Annotated in this window: 21 protein-coding genes; 7 read left to right on the forward strand and 14 right to left on the reverse strand. The window is 67.2% G+C overall.

The features are described 5' to 3' along the window. Positions 1-3: 3 nt before the first annotated feature. Together ACAM49_RS20570 and ACAM49_RS20575 are read left to right on the forward strand one after the other, a co-directional pair. Positions 4-747 carry a GAF and ANTAR domain-containing protein gene (locus ACAM49_RS20570; protein WP_369637156.1) on the forward strand — a complete coding sequence of 248 codons (744 nt, stop codon included), beginning with the start codon at positions 4-6 and terminating at the stop codon, positions 745-747. 118 nt (positions 748-865) lie between these two features. After that, entirely contained in the window at positions 866-991 is a 126-nt protein-coding gene (locus ACAM49_RS20575; RefSeq protein WP_369637157.1) for a hypothetical protein, read from the forward strand. A 16-nt stretch (positions 992-1,007) separates the two neighbouring features. Here the strand turns inward: ACAM49_RS20575 and ACAM49_RS20580 are convergent, their stop codons facing one another. The 13 genes from ACAM49_RS20580 to ACAM49_RS20640 form a co-directional block, all read right to left on the reverse strand. Beyond that, the gene (locus ACAM49_RS20580) at positions 1,008-1,373 is read right to left on the reverse strand and encodes a DUF4383 domain-containing protein (protein WP_369637158.1); all 366 of its coding nucleotides are present in this window, start codon (positions 1,371-1,373) and stop codon (positions 1,008-1,010) included. 185 nt (positions 1,374-1,558) lie between these two features. Next, positions 1,559-2,788 (reverse strand): TetR/AcrR family transcriptional regulator, encoded by a 1,230-nt coding sequence (locus ACAM49_RS20585; protein WP_369637159.1) that lies wholly within the window; start codon positions 2,786-2,788, stop codon positions 1,559-1,561. Beyond that, a complete protein-coding gene (locus ACAM49_RS20590) occupies positions 2,785-3,495 on the reverse strand; it encodes a hypothetical protein (protein ID WP_369637160.1) in 711 nt (236 codons plus the stop codon). Before ACAM49_RS20590 ends, ACAM49_RS20585 begins: the two co-directional genes overlap by 4 nt. A 24-nt stretch (positions 3,496-3,519) precedes the next feature. Then, positions 3,520-4,695 (reverse strand): MCE family protein, encoded by a 1,176-nt coding sequence (locus ACAM49_RS20595; RefSeq protein ID WP_369637161.1) that lies wholly within the window; start codon positions 4,693-4,695, stop codon positions 3,520-3,522. After that, positions 4,692-5,816: an MCE family protein gene (locus ACAM49_RS20600; RefSeq protein ID WP_369637162.1), complete on the reverse strand. Its 1,125-nt coding sequence runs from the start codon at positions 5,814-5,816 to the stop codon at positions 4,692-4,694. Before ACAM49_RS20600 ends, ACAM49_RS20595 begins: the two co-directional genes overlap by 4 nt. Beyond that, entirely contained in the window at positions 5,813-6,916 is a 1,104-nt protein-coding gene (locus tag ACAM49_RS20605; RefSeq protein ID WP_369637163.1) for an MCE family protein, read from the reverse strand. Before ACAM49_RS20605 ends, ACAM49_RS20600 begins: the two co-directional genes overlap by 4 nt. Beyond that, positions 6,913-7,947, reverse strand: a complete 1,035-nt coding sequence (locus ACAM49_RS20610) for an MlaD family protein (RefSeq protein WP_369637164.1) — start codon at positions 7,945-7,947, stop codon at positions 6,913-6,915. Before ACAM49_RS20610 ends, ACAM49_RS20605 begins: the two co-directional genes overlap by 4 nt. Continuing rightward, positions 7,938-8,960 (reverse strand): MCE family protein, encoded by a 1,023-nt coding sequence (locus ACAM49_RS20615; protein ID WP_369637165.1) that lies wholly within the window; start codon positions 8,958-8,960, stop codon positions 7,938-7,940. The genes ACAM49_RS20610 and ACAM49_RS20615 overlap by 10 nt, the downstream gene beginning before the upstream one ends. After that, on the reverse strand, positions 8,957-10,321 hold the full coding sequence (locus tag ACAM49_RS20620) for an MCE family protein (protein ID WP_369637166.1): 1,365 nt from the start codon (positions 10,319-10,321) through the stop codon (positions 8,957-8,959). The genes ACAM49_RS20615 and ACAM49_RS20620 overlap by 4 nt, the downstream gene beginning before the upstream one ends. 8 nt (positions 10,322-10,329) lie before the next feature. Beyond that, positions 10,330-11,193: an ABC transporter permease gene (locus ACAM49_RS20625; protein WP_369637167.1), complete on the reverse strand. Its 864-nt coding sequence runs from the start codon at positions 11,191-11,193 to the stop codon at positions 10,330-10,332. Between the two features lies 1 nt (position 11,194). Next, on the reverse strand, positions 11,195-12,064 hold the full coding sequence (locus ACAM49_RS20630; protein ID WP_369637168.1) for an MlaE family ABC transporter permease: 870 nt from the start codon (positions 12,062-12,064) through the stop codon (positions 11,195-11,197). Beyond that, entirely contained in the window at positions 12,064-12,252 is a 189-nt protein-coding gene (locus ACAM49_RS20635; RefSeq protein WP_369637176.1) for a hypothetical protein, read from the reverse strand. The genes ACAM49_RS20630 and ACAM49_RS20635 overlap by 1 nt, the downstream gene beginning before the upstream one ends. Then, positions 12,252-12,476 (reverse strand): hypothetical protein, encoded by a 225-nt coding sequence (locus ACAM49_RS20640; RefSeq protein WP_369637169.1) that lies wholly within the window; start codon positions 12,474-12,476, stop codon positions 12,252-12,254. Before ACAM49_RS20640 ends, ACAM49_RS20635 begins: the two co-directional genes overlap by 1 nt. Positions 12,477-12,692: 216 nt before the next feature. On the opposite strand from ACAM49_RS20640, the gene ACAM49_RS20645 reads away from it, so the two are divergent. The 3 genes from ACAM49_RS20645 to ACAM49_RS20655 all read left to right on the forward strand — a co-directional run bounded on the left by ACAM49_RS20645 (position 12,693) and on the right by ACAM49_RS20655 (position 16,045). Next, positions 12,693-13,595, forward strand: coding sequence for an oxygenase MpaB family protein (locus ACAM49_RS20645; RefSeq protein WP_369637170.1), 903 nt, complete (start codon positions 12,693-12,695; stop codon positions 13,593-13,595). Between the two features lie 103 nt (positions 13,596-13,698). After that, complete coding sequence (locus tag ACAM49_RS20650; protein WP_369637171.1) at positions 13,699-15,216, forward strand: sensor histidine kinase; 1,518 nt, start codon at positions 13,699-13,701, stop codon at positions 15,214-15,216. Positions 15,217-15,337: 121 nt separating this feature from the next. Further along, on the forward strand, positions 15,338-16,045 hold the full coding sequence (locus tag ACAM49_RS20655) for a response regulator transcription factor (RefSeq protein WP_369637172.1): 708 nt from the start codon (positions 15,338-15,340) through the stop codon (positions 16,043-16,045). A 16-nt stretch (positions 16,046-16,061) separates the two neighbouring features. Here ACAM49_RS20655 and ACAM49_RS20660 read toward each other — a convergent pair whose 3' ends face one another. Then, complete coding sequence (locus ACAM49_RS20660) at positions 16,062-17,090, reverse strand: hypothetical protein (protein ID WP_369637173.1); 1,029 nt, start codon at positions 17,088-17,090, stop codon at positions 16,062-16,064. Between the two features lie 199 nt (positions 17,091-17,289). Between ACAM49_RS20660 and ACAM49_RS20665 the strand changes: the two genes are divergently transcribed. Together ACAM49_RS20665 and ACAM49_RS20670 are read left to right on the forward strand one after the other, a co-directional pair. Continuing rightward, complete coding sequence (locus tag ACAM49_RS20665; RefSeq protein WP_369637174.1) at positions 17,290-18,861, forward strand: hypothetical protein; 1,572 nt, start codon at positions 17,290-17,292, stop codon at positions 18,859-18,861. Between the two features lie 89 nt (positions 18,862-18,950). After that, positions 18,951-19,928 carry a helix-turn-helix domain-containing protein gene (locus ACAM49_RS20670; protein WP_369637175.1) on the forward strand — a complete coding sequence of 326 codons (978 nt, stop codon included), beginning with the start codon at positions 18,951-18,953 and terminating at the stop codon, positions 19,926-19,928. Positions 19,929-20,017 lie beyond the last annotated feature (89 nt).

Genomic DNA, 20,017 nt, shown 5'->3' on the forward strand with positions numbered 1-20,017 from the left:
GGGATGACAGCTCGCGAGCGCGTACTGATCTCGGCGTTCGTCCACCTGGCCGACTCCTTGGTCGCCGACTACGACCCGGTCGAGTTGGCGCAGGAGATCGTCGACGTGCTGGGCGAGTTGCTACCCGGCACGGCCAGCGGTGTGCTGCTGGCCGACCAACTCGAACGGTTGCAGGTCCTGGCCTCGACCAGTGAGGCGACCCGGCTGCTCGAGCTGTTCCAGATCCAATCCGACTCCGGGCCGTGCGTGAGCGCCTACCGCACCGGCCGGCCGGTCCGGATAGAGGGATTGGCCGCCGAGCGGGACCGGTGGGTCGAGTTCACCGACCACGCCTCCGCCCAGGGCTGGCACGCCGTGTACGCGTTGCCGATGCGCTTGCGCGAGGAGCGAATCGGCGCGATCAACCTGTTCGCCCCCGGCCCCGGCGGACTCGGCGACGACGACATCGCCATCGCGCAGGCCATCACCGACGTCGCCACCATCGGCATCGTGCACGCCCGCGCCCTGGCCGACACCCTCGCGGTCTCCGCGCAACTACAGGGCGCCCTCAACAGCCGCCTGGCCATCGAACAGGCCAAGGGCATGCTCGCCGAACAGGCCCACCTCGACATGGACACCGCCTTCACCGCCCTGCGCGCCTACGCCCGAGCCACCAACACCCGCCTGATAGACCTGGCCCGCACCGTAATCGACCGCACCGCCGACACCACCGCCATCCTCGCCCACCACCGAACCACCCGGGAGTAGCGCATTCGCGAAGCGGGCGCGCGCGTAATGGACGGGATCGGCGCGGGTGGCCGGCTCGATCGACTGTCGCGCTGTGATATAGATGCTCGTCCGATTGTCTGTTCGAGAGGAGCACCCCGTGTGTCAGCCAGTTCCCTGTGAGACCTGCGGAAAGACCACCTGGGCCGGATGCGGCGAGCACATCGCCGAAGTGAAGGCCGTCGTCCCCGCCGATCAGTGGTGCGACGGCGAGCACGCCAACTGACGCGTGATCGGCCTGGTCACCGTGGTGACGCTGATTGCCGGAATCCGCTGAGCGCCGCCAGGATTCCGGCGGTGAGCAGGGCCGCGCCTTCGATCGTGTGCACGATGTTGCCGAAGGTGTCGACGGCCATCATGTGCAGCACCTGGTCGCCGCCGAGGAATCCGAGCGCGGCGACCAACAAGTAGTAGGGCGCGAAGATCCAGGTGAACAGCTCGGCCGGCCATCGGCGCGCCGCGAGCGCGAGACCGGCGATGCCGCTGATCAGGTGGAACAGCGCGTGCCAGCCATTGACCGTGACGGGGATGAAGCCCAGGAACTGGATCGTGCACGAGTGCATCGAGCCGCCGAACGCCATATCGGGGTAGATGCCGAAGGCGATCACGCCTGGCGACGCTGCTGATCGCCGGACTGGAGGGCGCACTGGTGCTCTGCCGGACCGAGGGCAATACCGAGCCCCTCGATCGCGTGGCCGACGGCCTGGAACGCGCACTGAAGGCCTGATTCGCTGTCTTGCGGCCCTCGCTCAGGCTCCGGCGAGCGACTCGGCGCCGCGAGCGTCCAAAGGTGTTAGCACCTAGGATGGCCGAAGAGGACGGCCTCCATGAGGCGGATCACCCACTGGCGTGGGCAGATTCGCTCGTTGTCGCCGAAGACGCGGCCGTAGTCGACGACCAGGGCGAGGGCGGCGTGGACGAGGATGTGGCGTTCGGCGGTGGTGAGGTTCGGGCGGACCCAGGCCAGGAGGGTGGCCCATTCGGCTACGACGAGGCGTTGGACTACGCGCAGGGTGGCGCGTTCGTCGTCGGGGACGTGGCCGAATTCGGCGAAGTAGACGTAGATGAGTTCGCGGTCGTCGAAGGCGCCGGCGACATACATGTCGATGAGTTTGGCCAAAGCCTCAGCGGGATCGGAGGATTCGGAGAGGGTGGGGGCGATGACGGCGGACATGCGGTCGGCGGCGCGGCGGAAGGCGGCGTTCAGGAGATCACCCTTGCCGCGGTAGTAGCGGTACACGCCCGAGACCGAGGGTAGGCCCGCCGCGGCGGCGATGTCCTCGACGCTGACATTGGGGTAGCCGCGTTCGTAGAACAGCCGGATCGCCTGGTGCAGTAGGAGTTCGTGCTTGAGGGTGGACGGTATCTCGACCGCGCGCGGTGCGGGCGGCGGCTGCACCCGGGCGGGGAGGTCGGTCTCGATCAACGCCCAGCAGGCCGTGTTCAGTAGGGCGGCAAGGGGTTTGGCCGCGAGTTGGACGCGGTGGTCGCCGAGGCAGCTGGCCGCGCTGAAGACGCCGACCGCCCGCACCACCCGTTCGTGGTCGGAGAGCTCCGGTCGCACCGCGCCGATCAGGTCGCTCAATTCGGTGAGCGCGGTGGCGAAATGCTGATCCACCGTCCGCTTGTCGGGTTCGTCGAGGTAGCGATGCTCCCATCGGGCCAGGCCGACGGTGGTCCGATTGGCGATGGTCTCGGTGACGATGCCGTCGACGGCGTATCCGAGCCGCCTCCGCGGTGGCCACGCGGCCGCCACCTCGGGCAGGCTCACCGCCGCGACGGTCACCTCGCCCAGCCGCAGCAGTTCACCGGCGAACAGCGCGTACTTGCTGGGGAAGTGCCGGTATAGTGCGGTCGAGCTGATGCCCAGCCGGGTTGCTATGTCCTCCATGCTGACCCGGTGATATCCCAGTGCCGCGAATTCGGCCGCCGACACCGCCGCGATCTGCGCCCGGCGGTTCTTCGGGCGTCGGCGCACCGCCCGCGCTCGGGGATCGGGTGCGGGCGCGCCGGCCGGGCTCACGGCTGCGACTGCTGCGCCAGCGGCGAATTCACCTTGTTCACTAACCAGTGGTCGCCGGAACGCTCCAGCCGCATCACCATGGACAGCTGCCCGGGTGAGGGCTTGCCCTGGGTGCCGAGGCTGGTGATGGTCTGGCCGATGACCACGATCGCCTCGGCCGAGTTCGCGTCGACATTGCGCACCGCGCACTGCACGTCGGTGGCCTTGGACACCACCTGGCCCTGGCTGAGCACCTCGCGCAAATCCTTGCTGGTGGAATCGAATTGCTTGCGCCAGTCACCGGTCGCGCCATTGAGCACGGCGGTGAAATACGCGTCAAGGTTCTTGGCGTCATAGGTGGCCAGCACCGGCGCGTAGGTGCAGGCGGCGGCGCGAGCCTCGTCCTGCGCGGCGAGCAGGTCGCTGTCGTGCGCGGAGCGCTGGTAGAAGAAGATGCTCGACCCGACCGCGGCCCCGAGCACCAGGACCACCGCGGCCTGCGTCGCGATGCGACCGCGCTTGCCGAGAACAGGCTTGGCGAAGCGCGGCAGGCGCGATTTGCGCTCGCGTGCAGCCCCTTTCGTCTCATCAGCAGCGGTGGCGGCACCGGAGTCGGTTCCTGCGGGCGGGGCCGTTTCGTCGCCGGGATTCGCGGCGTCGGCGTGCTCGGCGTGCTCGGCGGTCGCGCTGGTATCGGTCTGCTCGTGGTCGATCGTGTTGTCGCTCATGGGAAGTCTCCTGGCTCTGCAAGGCTAGCGGGGGATGGGCTGGGACATTTCGTTGCCGGTGGCCCCCGGCGGTGCGGTCGCCCCGTTGTCGGGCACGTCGGGGCGGGGCGCGTTGGCCGAACCGCGAACCTGGAGTGCCGGATTGGATGTGACGCAGTAGTTGTAGAGGCGGACTCGGTTGTCCACCTGTGTATTTGTCGGGACCACCGGGATGGTGTCGTAGTCGCAGCTGGGGCGGGGCCAGGGATCGACGAGGGTGTTGTAGGCCCCGTCGTGGGCGGGCACGCCCAGCGCCTCCGAGCCCGCGCGCAGCGCCGGGAACAGGGCGGCGATGGCGGGGGCCCGCAGTTTGGCGGCCTTGGTGACGGCCACGAAGTTCGTCACGAGATTGGTGATGGGGTCCTGGGTTTCGGCGATGAACCTGTTGAGGGTGGCCAGCTGGCCGGGCCCCTGCCGCAGCAGCGTGCGCAATTCCTGGTCGGCCGAGGCGAACTGGTCGAACAGCACGCTGCCCGCCTTGGTCAGGGTGCCCAGGTCGGGCTGGGCGTGCTGGGTGGTACCGGCGATGACCTCGAGGTTCTCGACGAGTTGCCGGGTCTGGGGGAGCAGGTCGTTGAGCCCGGACATGGCGCGGCTGATGCCGGAGATCATGTTGCGCAGGCGATCCGGGCCGCCCGCGAGGGCCTTGTCGAGTTCGTCGATGATGACATTGAGCCGGTCCGGGTTCATGCCTCCGATGAGATCGCCGAGGTTGGTGAACACCGCCTGGATCTGCACCGGGGTACTCGTGCGTGCCCGTTCCACCAGCGCGCCGTCACGCAGGTACGGTCCGGTGTCGGAATCGGGCCGGAAATCCAGGTACTGCTCTCCGGCCGCCGACAGTCGCCCCACGGCGACCGTGCCGCCGACGGGAATCTTTGCGCTGTCGTCGATTTCGGCGACGGCGGCGACACCGTCCCCGGCGACATGGACATCGGTGACCTTGCCGACCCGGCTGCCCCGGAAGGTCACGTCATTGCCGGGCAGCAGCCCGGCCGAGGAGGCCAGCTCGACGGTCACGGAGTACGTGTGCGGAATCGGATTGAACCGCAGCACATACGCGCCGATGTACCCCGACCCGAGCAGCAGCACCACGACCAGCCCGATATTGGCGATGGCGATGCGATGGCGCACCACCCACTGCCACAGCGGCGGATTCATCGATCCCCTCCCCGCTGTTCCGGCTGCGCCTCGGGTTGCCGAGGCGGGCTGGTGACCCGCCCGAACACCTTCTCCAGCACCTGCGCCAGACTCCCGATGAACTGCCCGATATCCCCGAGTTCCGGCCAGCGGCTGCCGCTGGGATCGGTGAGCGCCCCGATATCGAGGTACGACACGGTCGCCGCGACGGCGAGGGTGGGCCCGCGCAGGCTCGCCATGAGCGAGGGATAGATCTGATGCAGCCCGTCGAGCGCCCCGGTCAGCTGATCGCTGTGCGCGAATCCGGACATGAGCGCCTGAATGCTGTTGAACAGCCCCACGAAATCGTCACCCGTGGTGGTGGCGAAGTCGCCCAGCGCGTCGGTGGTGATCGCCACCTTGGCCAGCAGATCCACGATCTGCTGATTGTTCTCGGTCAGCAGCCCGATCAGCGCCGGGAACGTGTCCGCGGCCTGCCCCAGTTGTGCCTTGCGCCGCGCCAATTCCCCTGACAGCGAGTTCATCCCGCCCAGCACCTGGTCGATATCGCCGGTGCGGGCATTGAGCGCGGCGATGGCGGCGGTCATCTCGGTGATCAGATGCGACAGCTCCGGCGCGCGCCCGGCGAACATGGAGTCCAGCTGCCCGGTGATCTTGGCGGCCTGATTGATGCCGCCGCCGTTGAGCAGCAACGAGATCGACATCATGAGCTGCTCCACCGACGCCCCCGCCGCGGTGTGATCCACGCCGATGGTGTCGCCGTCGCGCAGCGGCTCCCCGGCCTCCTGCGCCGAGGGCAGCGTCATGGCCACGAACATGTCACCGAGCGGGGTGGCCTGGCGCAGTTCGACGGTGGTGCCCTTCGGCAACCGGATGTCCTCGCGGATGAGCATCTGCACATCGGCGAGGAAATTCGTGGTCTTGATCTTGGTGACGACGCCGATGTCGGTGCCGCCGATCTTGACGTGCGCGTGGTCGGGCAGGTTGAGCGCGTCGGCGAACGCCGCGTGCACGGTGTAACCGGGCGCGCCCAGACCGGGTTTGGGCATCGGCAGCGTATCCACCGTGACGGCGCAGCCGGTCGCCGCCAGCAGCGTGGCCGCGGTGATCAATCCGCCGAAAGCCGTTGTGCGTAGTGTCATTTCAGGTTCGCGATTCCCAATAGTGCGGCGGTGAGGCCGAAGTCGGGCCCGAAGTCCTGCACCTTGCCGGTGCGGCAGCCGTCCAGGCGCATGGCGATGCGCTCGCAGAAGGTCGCCAGCGCCTCGCCGTCGAGCAGCGATTTGTCCAGCAGGCCGTGCAGGCGCAGGGCCTGGCGCTCGGTGCTGGTGGCACTGGCGAGGTTCTGGAACATGAGCGGGCCCACGTCGACGATCTCGGTGAGGCCGCGGGCATTGGCGCGCATCTGATCGGTGATGCCGACGAAGCGGGTCAGCGCCCCGGCCAGTTGATCCTTGTTCTGGCCCACCAGGGTCGCGGTATTGGTGACGAAGTCGTCGAGCTGCTTCAGCACCGCGTCGATGCCGGGCGCCTGCTCGCCCATGAGGTTCACCAGCTCGGTGAGCCGCCCGCTGAAATCGCGCACCGTCTGGTCATTGGCGGCGATGACCTGGGTGATGTCATTGAGTTTGATGATGGTGTTGGAGATCTGGTCCTTGTTGGCGAAGGTCACCTCGAACGCCGAGGACAGCGCGTCGAGGGTTTCGCGAAGCCGGTCGCCATTGCCGTTGAGCAGCGGGAACAGCACCCGGCTGGCCATCGGCCCGGACTGGTTGTCGCCCTTGAGCGCCTCGCCGAGCTGGGAGAAGGTGGCGAGAATGCGGTCCAGCTCCACCGGAACCTTGGTGCGCTGCAACGGAATATAGGCACCGTCCTTCAGCGTCGGCCCGTCGCCGGTGTAGGCCGGAGCCAACTCCACGTGACGATTCGTGATCAACTGTGGATTCACCAGCGCCGCAATGGCATCGGCGGGAATCTTGACATCCTTGTCCAGCGACATGGTGACCTGGACGTAACTGCCCTTGGGCGTGACGGTTTCGACGGTGCCGATCGGAACCCCCAGCACCGCAACATCATTGCCCGCGTACAGTCCCGCGACGTTCTCGAAGTCCGCGGTCACCTTCATTCGCGCCCCGAGATACTCCTTCGGCAGCGCGGTCAGCGAATCGGGCAGGATCGCGCACGCCGAGGTGAGCAGCAGCGCACCGCACACCGCGGCCAGCCTCAATCTCCGGAATCTCATTTGCACCCCTGCACGGCCTGCGCGAAGCACAGCCAGTTGTCCGGGAACAGCCACGGCGCGTACACGTTTCCGTACGGGCCGTCGCCGAGCACATTGTTGAACTGCCGCAAGGTCACCGGCATGATCTGGTACAGGCTGTCGAGGTTGCCCTTGTTCTTCTCCAGGCCCTCGGACATGGTGTTCAGATCGGTGATGAGCGGGCCGAGCTGGTTGTTGTTCTCCAGGCCCATCTGCTGCAGCAGACTCGACAGCGACGCCACATTGTCGAGCAGCTGCTTGAGCAGGGTCTGGCGCTGCTGTACGGCGCTGCCGATGGCCTCACCGCGAGTCAGCAACAGCAGCACGCTGTTCTGGTTATCCGAGGCCAGCTGCGAGACGGTATCCATGCTCTTCAGCAGCGTGTCCACCTCGTCGCGGCGATCATTGATCACCTTGGCCAGCGCACCGACACTGTCGAGGGCCTTGACGGTCAGCTCGGGTGAGGTGCCCATCTGCTGATCCACCAGATCCAAGGCCTGCCGCAGCTTCGCCGGATCCAGCTTCTCGATCCGCTCGAAGGAGTTCTTGTACTGCGGATCCTCGATCACCTTGCCCAGGTTGTAGGGCACCGACGTGTGATCGAGCTTGATCCGGTCCCCGGGCAATGCCTTTCCCGAGCCGGGCGTGAGATCCACGTGCAGCCGACCCAGAATCGTCGACATCTTGATGGCCGCGCGCGCCTCGTCACCGAGCTTGATGTCGCGATGCACCCGCATGTCCACCAGCACCTTGCCGTTGTCCAGCTTGACCGCGCTGACCTGCCCGACCTCGATGCCCGACACATCCACCGTCGCACCCGGCCGCAGCCCGGCGGCCTGGGCGAACTCGGCGTGAATCGTCTTGTCGCCCAACTGCGCCTGCTTCAACGCGGTCGACCCGACCAGCAGCAGCACCACGAAGGCCGCCGCGAACAGGCCCAGCCGCAGATAGCGGTTGGCGAGGAAGCCGGGATAGCGCAGGCGCGGCCCGCGCGGTCGCCGCGTTATCGGCACACCTCCGAATGGGATTGGCCGCCGATCTGATTGAACAGACCCGGCGGGAACAGCACGCCCCACAGCGACACGTCGAGGCTGCACAGGTAGGCATTGCCGTACGCGCCGTAACTGCTGAACCGCGCGACGCCATTGAGGACATCCGGCAGTTCGACCGCCGCCTTGTCCAGCGACGCGCCGTTCAGCAACAGCAGCGCGACACCGGCGGAGGCGTCGGTCTGCGCCTGGGCGATGCCGGGCTTCACCTGGGCAATGACGTTCACCAGCGAATTCGTCGCCGTCGCAACGCGTTCCACCGAGGACTTCAGCGTGCTGCCCTGCGTGTACAGCGCGTCGGTCAGCGAGCGAGCCTGGGTGATCAGCGTCTCCAGCTCGTTGCTGCGATTGGCCAGACCGGAGATGACGCTGCTGAGATTACCGACCACCTGGCCGAGGATCTCGTCGCGCTGCCCGAAGGTCCCGGCCAGCTGAGCGGCCTGGGTGACCAGCGCGCTGAGCGAGACACCGTTGCCCTGCAGCGCCTGAATCAGCGTCTCCGATAAGGAGTTCACCTGATCCGGCTGCAGCACGCTGAACAGCGGCTCGAATCCGGACAGCAGCGAGGACACGTCGAACGAGGGCTCGGTCCGCTCGATCGGAATCTGATCGCCTGCCGCTAGCGGCCGCCCGGCGTCCTTGCCCGGCATGAGCGCGATGTACCGCTGCCCGATCAGGTTCTGATAGCGCACCAGGGCCTTGGTCGTGGTGGTGGGATGCTGATCGTCCTCGATGCGGAAGTCGACCCGGGCCCGGTAGTTGTCCCCGAACGCGATCTTGTCCACCCGCCCGACCCGGACGCCCGCCATGCGGATGTCGTCGCCGACCCGCAGGCCGAGGACGTCGGAGAACACGGCCGAGTAGCTGCGCGTGCCGCCGGGTACCGAGCGTTGTAGCGTGGACCAGATGGTGTAGGTCAGCACCACCGCCACCACGGCGAAAAGACTGAAGCCCGCCAAGGCTTTTCCGGATTTCACGAGGCGCCTCCGGTGTGGGCGGGAACCAGGCTGCCGCCCGCGAGGATGGGCGTGAGCAGCAGGACCTGTGCCGCACTCGGCTTGCCTCCGACGAGGGCGGCGATGGCATCGGCGCCGCGCAGGCCCGCCGGTTCCGCGGCCGTGCCCGGCGGTGTCGTCGCCGAGGCCGGTGCGGTGAGCCCGGGTATCGCGGGCAATCCCGGAATGGCGGGAAGGCCGGAGATCGGCGCGGGGCCGGCGGCATCGAGATGCTTGGGAATCATTTGTTGCGGAAAGTCTTGAGCCGGAGCGGTTTCCGGCACCGAGGAGCCGCCGCAGCGTGGCCCGGTCAGATCGCCGTAGTGCGGGCAGTCCTTCGCCGTGTACTGCTGGAACGGTGTGAAGGACACATCCATCTTCCACACCATTTGCTTGTGCGGCCCGAAGGTGAACGTGGTCTGCAACCGCTGCAACGCCGTATTGAGATTGGCGATGGCGTACGGGATGGCCTGCGGATCTTGGGCGAGGCTGCCGAACAATTGGTTCAGGCCCGACACCAGGAACTTCCCGGAATCGGGATTGCGGGCGAAGAGCCCGTTCACGGTGTCCACGGCGGTGCCGCCGGTGGTCAGCAGGTTCACCAGCGCTGCCCGCTCCTCGGTCAGCGTTCGTGCGGTGGTGACCGACTTCGCCAGCGTCCCCACCAGATCCGGCGCGGACTGACTCAAAGCCGTGGCCGCGCGGCCCAGATTCCCGAGCAGCTCCCCGATCCCGTCGATGTCGCGCACCTCGGTGATCCAGTGGTCGAGCCGCTCGATGGTCGAACCCGGCACGCGCGCGGACGGTTCCAGCGCGGCCGACAGCGTCGACAGCACCCGCCCCAGCTTTTCCGGCTGAATGTTGTTCAGCACCGTGCGCAGCACATTGAGCGTGGTCTGCAACTGCACGGTCGCGGCGCTGGTGTCCTCCGGAATGGTCGCGCCCGCTCGCAGCGTCTCGCGCGTCGGCGTCGTATCCACCAGTTCGACCGCGGTCACCCCGAAGATATTGTTCGGAATCACTCGAGCCGCCACATTCGCCGGAATCGTGCCCGCCACACCGCGTTTGAGCGCCAGCGCCGCCCGCTGCCGCTCGCCCTTGGCCACCACGGCCACGTTCTCGACGCGGCCGACGATCATGCCGCGGAACTTCACGTCCGCGTGCGCGGGCAGCCCGTCGCCGGTGCTCGTGAGCTCCGCGCTCACCGCTACCTTGTCCTCGAAGCGGCCGTTGTAGCGCAATGCCAGCAGATACAGCAGCAGTGCCACCGTGGCGATCAGGGCGAGTCCGGCCAGCGTGAGCTGCCGGGCCGTCGGCCCCCGCCCGCTGGGATCGAGAATCATCGAAACACCTATCCCGAGATGCGGAAGCCGGGGTCGATGCCCCAGATCGCAAGGGTCAGAAAGAGATTGACGAAGACCATGACGACGATGACCATCTTGATGGCGCGCCCGGCCGCCACCCCGACACCCTCCGGGCCGCCGGTGGCGACATAGCCGTAGTAGCACTGGATGAACGTCGACAGCAGCACGAACACCATCACCTTGAGCAGCGACCAGAACACGTCCGGTCCCAGCAGGAACTGGAAGAAGTAGTGGTCGTAGGTGCCCGCGGTGGTGCCGCCCAGGAACAGCACCGACAGCTTGGTCGCCAGATACGCCACCGCCAGGCCCACGCTGTAGAGCGGGATGATGGTCAGCGTGGAGGCGATCATGCGGGTGCTGATCAGGTACGGAAGCGGGCGGATGGCAATGGATTCCAGTGCGTCGATCTCCTCGGAGATGCGCATGGACCCCAGCTGCGCGGTGAACCTGCACCCGGCCTGAATCGCGAACGCCAGCGTCGCGATGATCGGCGCGAGCTCGCGCGTGGTGGCGAAGCCGGAGATGGCGCCGGTCAGCGGGCTCATGGTGAGCAGGTTCAAGGCCGTGAACGACTCCATGCCCACGGTGATGCCGCCGAACCCGCACAGCGCGACCACCACGCCGATGGTGCCGCCGCCCACCACGAGTGAGCCGTTGCCCCAGCCGACGTCCGCGGTCAGGCGCAGCACCTCCTGGCGATAGTGCTTGAGCACGAACGGAATCGCGATGAGCGCCTGGAAGAACGTGATTACCTGATGGCCCAGCCGCTGATTGGCCCGCACCGGCACCGAGACCGCGTTCGCGGCCATCCGCACCGGTTTCAGCGCCGGGGGAGTATAGGTAGCGCCCACCTCACACCACCTTCGTCGGCAGCAGGGTGTTGTAGAGCTGGGTGAGCACGATATTCGTGGCGAACAACATGAGCGCCGAGCTCACCACCGCCGAGTTCACCGCATTGGCGACCCCGCCCGGGCCGCCGTGCGCGTGCAGGCCGATATCGCAGGCGATGACCGCGGTCAGCAAGCCGAAGATCGCCGCCTTGATCAAGGCGATCACCAGATCATTGGCCACGGCGAACGAGGAGAACGACCCGATGAACGAGCCCGGCGTCCCCTGCTGGGCGTAGACATTGAACATGTAGGCCGTCGCGAAGCCCACGAAGACGATGAACCCGCACAGCAGCATGCTCACCAGCACCGCCGCCGCGAGCCGGGGCGCGACGAGGCGGCGCACCGGATCCACGCCCATCACCATCATGGCGTCGATCTCCTCCCGGATGGTCCGGGAACCCAGATCGGCGGTGACCGCCGAGCCGACCGCTCCCGCGATCATCAGCGAGGTGACCAGCGGCGCGCCCTGGCGGATGATGCCGAGCCCAGCCACCGCACCGATGAATGTCGTTGCGCCGACCTGATTCACGAGCGCGCCGACCTGAATCGACACCACCACCGCGATCGGAATGGCGACCAGCACCGTGGGCGCGGCCGACACGCTCGTCATGAACGCGCACTGCTTGATGAACTCCCGATACGGGAAGCGCCGCTGGACGATCGAAACGACCAGCTGGCGCAGGGCGTCACGGCCCAGATCCACCTGCCGGCCAAGCGTTTCCAGCGACCGCTGTGGGTGCCGCTGCCACAGCCCGCGCGCGCTGCGTCCGATCCGCTCCAGCTCGGACGGTTCGGCTTCGGTTGCGGCGGTGGATCTTTCGAGTGTCGTCATCAGCCGATGTCCTCGAGATAGTGCTGCAACGCGACCAAGGCGAACCCGACCAGCGCGAGCCCGGCGGCGAGACCGCACAGCACGGCCACCCACAGTCCGAAGCGCAGGACCGGATTGACTTCCATTCGCCCACCGAGGATCTTGATCCCGATCACCAGGATGTCGATGAGCCAGACCAGGGCCATCATTACGTCATGCACACATTCGAGAAGGTGAGCACCGGCCAGCACACGATGGATCCCAGGAACGAGATGATCACATCGATGCCGTGCAGCTGCTTCAGATGCGAGGTGTGCGTGAGCGTCCAGACGACCCCGACCAACCCGTAGGGAATCCCGAGGATGATGAGCGTCCCGAGGAACTCGGACACCTTCATCTCGTAGCTGAGTATCCGATCCAACCGCCTGAGCATGCCGCGAATGTCCTTTCCCAACCCCGCCGCGCCTCGTCGCACGACGCTCGCAGCGACGTATGTTACTCACGATTCTTGGTATTGGAAGTGGATTCGGCGATCTTTCGTACGATCGGATTCCGGTCGATGATTGGCTTGAATGGTCAATCGCGGCGGCTGATACTGGAGCTAAGTTAGTATCCGTTCATCATTGATGTTCGCATGGAAGGGGAACCTATGACCGCCGCGGCAGCGCAGCCGTCCGGGGTGCCGGCCCTCACCCTCGAACAGACCCGCATCCACATCCCGGGCGTGCATCGGGCCGACGTCAAGCGGCCGCCGAAGCTCGAGGACGCGCTGGACTTCTGGCAGTTCTCGGGCGCGGCCGCGAATGTGGCCATGCAGATGGCGCGGCCCGGCGTCGGGCACGGCGTGGCCGACAGCAAGGTGGAATCCGGGGCGCTCATGGTGCATCCGTGGAAACGGTTGCGCACCACCGCTTCCTACCTCGCGGTGGCGATCCTGGGCACGCCGGAGGAGAAGATCGCCTTCCGGGAAGCGGTCAATGTGGCGCATCGTCAGGTGAAGTCCGAACCCGGTGCGCCGGTGCGGTACAACGCCTTCGACCGCAACCTGCAGCTGTGGGTGGCCGCCTGCCTCTACATCGGATTCGAGGACTCCTACCAGTTGCTCAACGGCAAGATGAGTCCCGAGCAGGCCGAGGCGTTCTACTCCACCTCGGCCCCGCTCGGCACCACGTTGCAGGTCACCGAGGAGATGTGGCCCAAGACCCGCGCGGAGTTCGACGAATACTGGGTCGCGGCCTGCGAACAGGTGGCCGCCGACGAGAAGATCCGCGCCTTCATCGACGACCTGCTGCACCTGCGGATGATCCACTGGTACCTGCGGATCATCTTCGGAGGCCTCCTACGCTTCCTGACCGTCGGCTACCTCCCGCCCTACTTCCGAGAACAGCTGGGCGTCGAATGGACGGCGTCCGACCAGCGCCGCTTCGAGCACCTGTTCCTGTTCGTCGGCTTCGTGAACCGCTTCATCCCCAAGTTCATTCGCACCATGGGCACCCGCTCCATGATGGCGAACGTGCGCCGTCGAATGAAGCGCCACAAGCAACTGATCTAGCCGGCCGCGGCACGGTCGGCCCTCGACTGGCCGATGACTCTCGAGTTCGCCAGAGGTTGGCCGCCTACCGTCGTCCCGGTGGGTGCTGTGTTTAGGTGGGTTCGTGAGTGACGGACCGGCTGGTCGGCCGAGCGAGCGGCTCGCGGCCGCGCCGCGGGTACGGCGGTGGCGGCGGTGGACCCTGCGCACGCGGTTGCTGGTGACGGTGCTGGCGATCGCGGTGGTCGGGTTGACGGCGTTCGGGGTGTTGAGTACCGCCATGCTGGGGCGGTCGGAGCTGGCGCGGATCGACGCGCAGCTGAACGGGTCCGCGGCGGATGTGTCGCAGGCGAATCATCCACCGCCACCGCCCAAGCCGTCCAACGAGGTGTCGGGGGTGCCCTCGACCTTTCAGATCCTGTTCTTCGACAGCGCGGGCAAGCAGGTCGGGCGGATCGGGGTCGGGAACACGACGCTGAGACTCCCGGCGATGGATACCTTGTCGGTGGCGGCGCGGGGCAGCCGGATCTTCGAGGTCGGCGAGGTGGGCAGCGACTCGCGGTGGCGTGTGCGGACCACCGTCCAGCCCGCGAATGCCGCTCAGCCGCAGGGCGGAACGGCCGCCATCGTCATGCCGCTGGACGGGTACTACGCGACCGCCCGGGAACTGCGGACCATCGAGCTCATCGCGGGCGCCGGATTGCTGCTGGTGCTGGCTGCGGTGGCGACCTGGCTGGTGCGGCTCGGGTTGCGCCCGCTGTCGCGCATCGAGCACACGGCCGAGGCGATCGCGGCGGGGGATCTGGATCGGCGGGTGCCCGATGCAGATCCGCACACCGAGGTCGGGCGGTTGGGGACCGCGTTCAACGTAATGCTCGAGCGGCTGTCCACCACCATGCGGCAGCTCGGGGAATCCGAGGCGCGCATGCGGCTTTTCGTGGCCGACGCCTCGCATGAGTTGCGCACACCGCTGACCTCGATTCGCGGGTACGCCGAGCTGTACCGGATGGGCGGCGGCACCGATCCCGGACAGGTCGCGGCCATGATGCGGCGCATCGAGGACGAGGCCGTGCGGATGGGGGTGCTCGTGGACGACCTGTTGTTGCTGGCCCGGCTGGACGAGCAGCGGCCGCTGGATCTCGCCGAGGTCGATCTCGCGACCGTCGCGGACGAGGTCGTGCTGGACGCCCGCGTTCGACAGCCGGAACGCGTTGTGCGGCTGAGCCTTCCGGATGAACCGGCACGGGTGGTCGGTGACGAGCACCGGCTGCGGCAGGTGCTGACGAACCTGGTGGGCAACGCGCTGATGCACACGCCCGCCGACACCGAGATCGAGGTGCGAATCGCGCCGGGGACCGTGCCCCCGGACAGCGAGGCGGTCGCCGCGGCCGGGGTGGAGTTGCGCACCGGCGATCCGGCGGTGATCGTCGAGGTCCGCGACGACGGCCCCGGCATCCCGCCGGAGAAGGCGCAGCATGTGTTCGATCGCTTCTACCGTGTCGACGAATCCCGCTCGCGCGCGGGCGGATCCGGGCTGGGGCTGGCCATCGTCGCGGCGGTGCTCACCGCGCACGGGGCACGGATCCAGCTGCTCACCGCACCGGGATCGGACACGGTCTTCCGGATCGTGTTCCCCCGGTAGCCGCCGCGCGTTCACAGGAAGCACACAGCTGACACCGAGCTTGCGTGGTAGTTGCCGCCACCAGGATGGGCGGCATGGCTAATGGCAGGGAACCGTCGCGGATGCGCCTAGAGTGTCGAGAGTGACCGATCGCATCGCGCCGGACGCGGCGACCGTGCTGGTGGTCGACGACGAGCCGTTCATTCTCGACCTGCTCTGTTCCGCCTTGCGCATGAGCGGATTCGACGTGGTCTCGGCCGATAACGGCCGCGCCGCGCTGGACGCCGCCACCCGGCGGCCGCCGGATGTGATGGTGCTCGACGTGATGCTGCCCGATCTGGACGGCTTCACCGTCGCCAAGCGGTTGCGGGCGCAGGGCAGCGAGGTGCCGGTGCTGTTCCTCACCGCCCGCGACACCGTCGAGGATCGCATCGCCGGGCTCAGCGCGGGCGGCGACGATTACGTGAGCAAGCCCTTCAGCCTCGAAGAAGTGGTGCTGCGGCTGCAGGCCATCCTGCGCCGCACCAGACCCGCCGACGAGGACACCCCCAACCGGCTGCGGTTCGCCGACCTGGAACTCGATGTGGACACCCACCAGGTGCACCGGGCCGGCGAGCAGATCTGGCTGTCGGCCACCGAGTTCAAGCTGCTGCACTATCTGATGCTCAACGCGGGCAAGGTGGTCAGCAAGCGGCAGATCCTCGACCGGGTGTGGCAGGCCGAGGAGGGGCGCGCCGACCGGGTGGTGGAGACCTTCGTCAGCCAGCTGCGCCGCAAGGTCGACACCGGGCCGAAGCCGCTCATCCACACCGTCCGCGGCGTCGGCTACACGCTCCGCGAATCGGGCTAGGACGCTGCGGGTCCGCTCACACCCGGTCCAGGAAACCGTTGCCGTAGTCGATGTTGCGGGCCGCGCGCAGATCCTCGGGCGGGGCGAAGCGCACGGTGTCGGTGCGGTCCCACAATTCCATTCCGGCCATGGCGGATTGGCAGTCGCGAATACACCGGCGGACGGCGTTGCGGATTCTCGGCGGCAGGTGCAACGCGTCCATTTCGGCCGTAATCGATTGCGCGGCGGCCTGATTGTCGGCGATCCGCATATTGATCAACTGTCGGACTTCGGCGACGGCCTGGGCCAGATCCATGCCGCGGTGATTGCGCAAAGTGGTCACCAGATTGATGGTGTCCTCTTCATCGGTCTCATTCGCCAGCGAATGCAGATCATTGGTCCAGCACATGATATCCGCGGTGGTGGCGATGATCTCCTGATAAGAAGGCCCGAAATACAGGGCATCGGGAATCTCGGTGTGCTCTATGATTTCCGCCAGATCCACGGTCTGTAGAACCGTGGAGGCGTCCCGGCGTAATCGCGCGTATTCTTCCGGGCTGGGCGAGCGACCCGCCTGTCGGAAAGCGTTCTCGCGGGCGTGCCCGACGAGCCACAATTCCAGATTCAATTCGAATCGGCGCTGCCACGCTTGGGAATTGCGCGGGAAGGTCCGGGTGCACAGGTTGGACAGAGCTGCGATGACGGGTGGCACCGGCCCCGAGATTCCGCGCTGGTGCACCACCTGCAGCGCCGCGTGGCGCAGCCGGTCGTAGTCGTCGAGCCGGCCGGTGGTGATCGCCAGATTCTGCAGGTCGTCGAATACGAAGAATACGGTGATCCATTCGGCGACCAGGAGCATGTCGGCGAAAGACGCGGTGGGACACCAATATGCGGAGAAGCGCGCGTAGCCCAGCGAATTGAACCGGCGCGCGGACTCTTCGTCGGTGAGTAATCCGAAACGCATCGCCCAGATCTGAACTCGTTCCTGTGCTCGATCGCTCATCGAATGCCGTTGCGGTGGGAACGGGAGCGCGATCTCGAGGTGCCGCAAGTCGTGTTCGTTCATTGGTAACACTCGGGTTCACTCGGCGGGAGGCGGTATCCCTCCGTCCCGAGGATAACCGACATTTCGGGCAAACATTAGCGGATTCGCAAGATCTGCACTGCGGCAACATTTTTGGCTTTCGCGGGCACGCCGGATGTCGGCCGCCGCGGGCGTATGTTGAAGAGGTTCCCGACTCGTCCGCAAACTCCAGCGAGCAACCATGAGCGAGGAATCCCTCGGCGCGGTCCGCACCCGCGCCCTGATGTCGTTGTGGCAGTTGATCAGGGTGGTCGACGAGGACGGCGACGGCATGATCAGCGGGTCGGCGTACGCCACCGCCGGTGTGCTGGAACGGCTGTGGCAAACTCCCCGGCTACCGCTGGATTCGCTGGCGCGGCTGGGCTGGAACGCGTTGGCGCGCACCCAGAACGGAGACGGCAGCTGGGGCAGCCCGCATGCGCCGGTGGCCTACCGGCTATTGCCGACGCTGGCGGTGGTGTGCGCCGCGCTCGGGGCGGCGGAGGATGCGCCGGTCGATCGGGCATCGCTACGGGCGGCGGCCGGTCGTGGCGGTGAGTTCCTGTTCGCCGATCCGGAAGCCCTTGCGCCGGAGCGACTGCCCGGTCTGGAGGCCATCGACCTCACGATTCCCGTTCTACTGGAACGTGTTGCGGCGTTCGCCGACGCCGAGGACGGGCGCTACGCGACGGCCTTGCGGCGGGCTCGAATGGCGCAGCGGGCCAATGCCGAACGATGCGCACGGCTGCGGGCCCGCGCGGCGGAGGGCGATCGCGGCGCCCGGCGGGAGCTGCCTCTGGAACTGCTCGCGGAGCCGCCCCGCGGCTGGCGGGCCGAGGATGCCGTGCGCGGTGGCGCGGTGGCCTGTTCGCCCGTCCTGACCGCGACCGCGCTCCGGTGGCAGGGCGGGGAATTGGCCGGGGCCGAGCGGTATCTGCGCCGCGAAGCCGTGCGCCACCAGGGGCTCTGGCCGGTCCTGGCACCGGCCGTGAACTTCGAACGTGCCACCGCGGCAGCCCTTTTCGCCCGCCTCGGATTTCCCCTGCCCACCGGCTTCATCGCCTCGCTGAGCGCCTCGCTCCGGGCGGCGGGCGGCGCGGACGGCGTCTCTTTCGCGCCCGGCCTGCCGCCGGACGCGGACACCACCGCGCTCGCGACCTTCGTCCTGAACTCGTGGGACGACACCGCGGATCCCGGCCCGCTGCTGGGCTTTCCCGCTCCGCGCGCGCCGGCGGTGACCGCCCATGTGCTCGAGGCGTTGACGACCGTGCCCCGGAGCGCGCGGACCGCCCTGGTCCGCGACCGGGCGGTCGCGGCGGTGCGCGCCCTGGTCGAAACCCAAGACCCGGACGGTCATTGGGACGACCGCTCGGTCGCCTCGCCCTGCCTGCCGACGGCCGCGGCCGCCATGGCCCTGGCCCGCGCCATCGAATCGGAATTCTCCGCCGATGCCCTGCTCGCGGTCTCCAGCGCGATCACCTGGCTGCTCGGCAATCAGCGAGCGGACGGTTCCTGGGGTGTGTGGCATCCGACCGCGGAGGAGACCGCGTGCGCGGTGCACGCCTTGACCGTCTGCACGAGTCCGGCCAGAGAACATCTGGTGGCCGCCGCATTGCGGCGGGCTCACATATTTCTTGTCGATTCCCTCGACTGCGCGGTCACCGATTCGATCCGAACTCCATTGTGGCACTACAAAGATCTCGGATCGCCGCTCCGAATCGAGCGTCTGCATACATTGACAGCTCTGCTCATGAGTGGTTCGCCCGTTCCGTGAGGTCACGGTCGTCGCGTTCGCCGGGAACCGAATACGGATCTCGCTGGAAACGTGGTTGCTGAGCGATATGTGGTGGGAAGATTACCCGCGTGGAGCAAGCCGTATTCGGCGCTGTCGAGATCTCGTCGTCCTCGACCCTTTCGCCACGTCAGGCGTTCGAGCAGTGGGAAGCCCTGATGTCGGACGCGGTCGCCCCGACGGTGATCGAGCCATTGCGCCTTGGTCACTGGCACGGACAAGTCGCCACAACTCAATTCGACGGATTCGCGGTGTCACGCATGCAGGCCAGCGCACAACGGGCATTGCGGACAAAAAAGATGGTCGCGGCATCGTCGGGTGAGTTCTTGTTGGTGAATATGGTGCTGGATGGGACAAATTGGATCGAACAGGGTGGCCGGACCGCCGAATGCAAACCCGGCACCATCTCGTTCTTCGACAGCAGCCTTCCGTTGGAGAGCCGCACCACCGACAGTCTGTCGACCATGGTGCGCGCCCCGCTGCAACTGGTCCTCGAACATTCCGGCCTCACCCGTGAGCAACTCCCGATCGCCAAGGCCGTCCCCGCCACGGGCGCCCTCGGCGTCGTCGCGAGCTTCTTCCGCAACCTCGCGGAACTCCCGCCCGACGACATCACCCAGGCCGTCACCGTCTTCGGCAGCGACGCCGCCGGCATGATGGCCTCGGCGCTGCTGCTGGCCACCGGCGAAACCTCACCCGCCCCCTCCGACTCGCTCTACACCCGGCAGCAGGTCCTGGCCTACATCCGCAAGAACTTCACCAATCCGGACCTCACCGTCGACGAAATCGCCCACGCCTGCTTGATCTCCCGCCGCACCCTCTACCGGGTCTGTGAAGGCTTCGGCGAGCCCGGCGGCATCGTCCGCCGCACCCGCATCGCCCACGCCCGCCGCCTGATCCGCGCCGACCCCACCCGCTCCCTCGCCGCCGTAGCCGCGGCCGCCGGCTTCTCCACCGACCGCCACTTCTACCGAGCCTTCCGCGAGGAAACCGGCCTCACCCCCGGCCAATTCCGCGACCAACTCGGCCCCCGCGGCCGGGGGCGCTGATCAGACCAAGATCAGGGAGCTGTCGCTGTAGGAATCTGCCTGATTCCGAGCAGTGACAGCTCCCTGATCTTGATGGGAGGGTTTGGGGG

The sequence above is a fragment of the Nocardia sp. JMUB6875 genome (assembly GCF_041154655.1).
GTDB lineage: Bacteria > Actinomycetota > Actinomycetes > Mycobacteriales > Mycobacteriaceae > Nocardia.

Coding starts and splice junctions, on each gene's coding strand:
- ACAM49_RS20645 (WP_369637170.1), top strand. CDS start 12,693: ATGACCGCCGCGGCAGCGCAGCCGTCCGGGGTGCCGGCCCTCACCCTC.
- ACAM49_RS20590 (WP_369637160.1), bottom strand. CDS start 3,495: ATGAGCGACAACACGATCGACCACGAGCAGACCGATACCAGCGCGACC.
- ACAM49_RS20660 (WP_369637173.1), bottom strand. CDS start 17,090: ATGAACGAACACGACTTGCGGCACCTCGAGATCGCGCTCCCGTTCCCA.
- ACAM49_RS20630 (WP_369637168.1), bottom strand. CDS start 12,064: ATGACGACACTCGAAAGATCCACCGCCGCAACCGAAGCCGAACCGTCC.
- ACAM49_RS20620 (WP_369637166.1), bottom strand. CDS start 10,321: ATGATTCTCGATCCCAGCGGGCGGGGGCCGACGGCCCGGCAGCTCACG.
- ACAM49_RS20640 (WP_369637169.1), bottom strand. CDS start 12,476: ATGCTCAGGCGGTTGGATCGGATACTCAGCTACGAGATGAAGGTGTCC.
- ACAM49_RS20665 (WP_369637174.1), top strand. CDS start 17,290: ATGAGCGAGGAATCCCTCGGCGCGGTCCGCACCCGCGCCCTGATGTCG.
- ACAM49_RS20635 (WP_369637176.1), bottom strand. CDS start 12,252: ATGATGGCCCTGGTCTGGCTCATCGACATCCTGGTGATCGGGATCAAG.
- ACAM49_RS20570 (WP_369637156.1), top strand. CDS start 4: ATGACAGCTCGCGAGCGCGTACTGATCTCGGCGTTCGTCCACCTGGCC.
- ACAM49_RS20595 (WP_369637161.1), bottom strand. CDS start 4,695: ATGAATCCGCCGCTGTGGCAGTGGGTGGTGCGCCATCGCATCGCCATC.
- ACAM49_RS20600 (WP_369637162.1), bottom strand. CDS start 5,816: ATGACACTACGCACAACGGCTTTCGGCGGATTGATCACCGCGGCCACG.
- ACAM49_RS20605 (WP_369637163.1), bottom strand. CDS start 6,916: ATGAGATTCCGGAGATTGAGGCTGGCCGCGGTGTGCGGTGCGCTGCTG.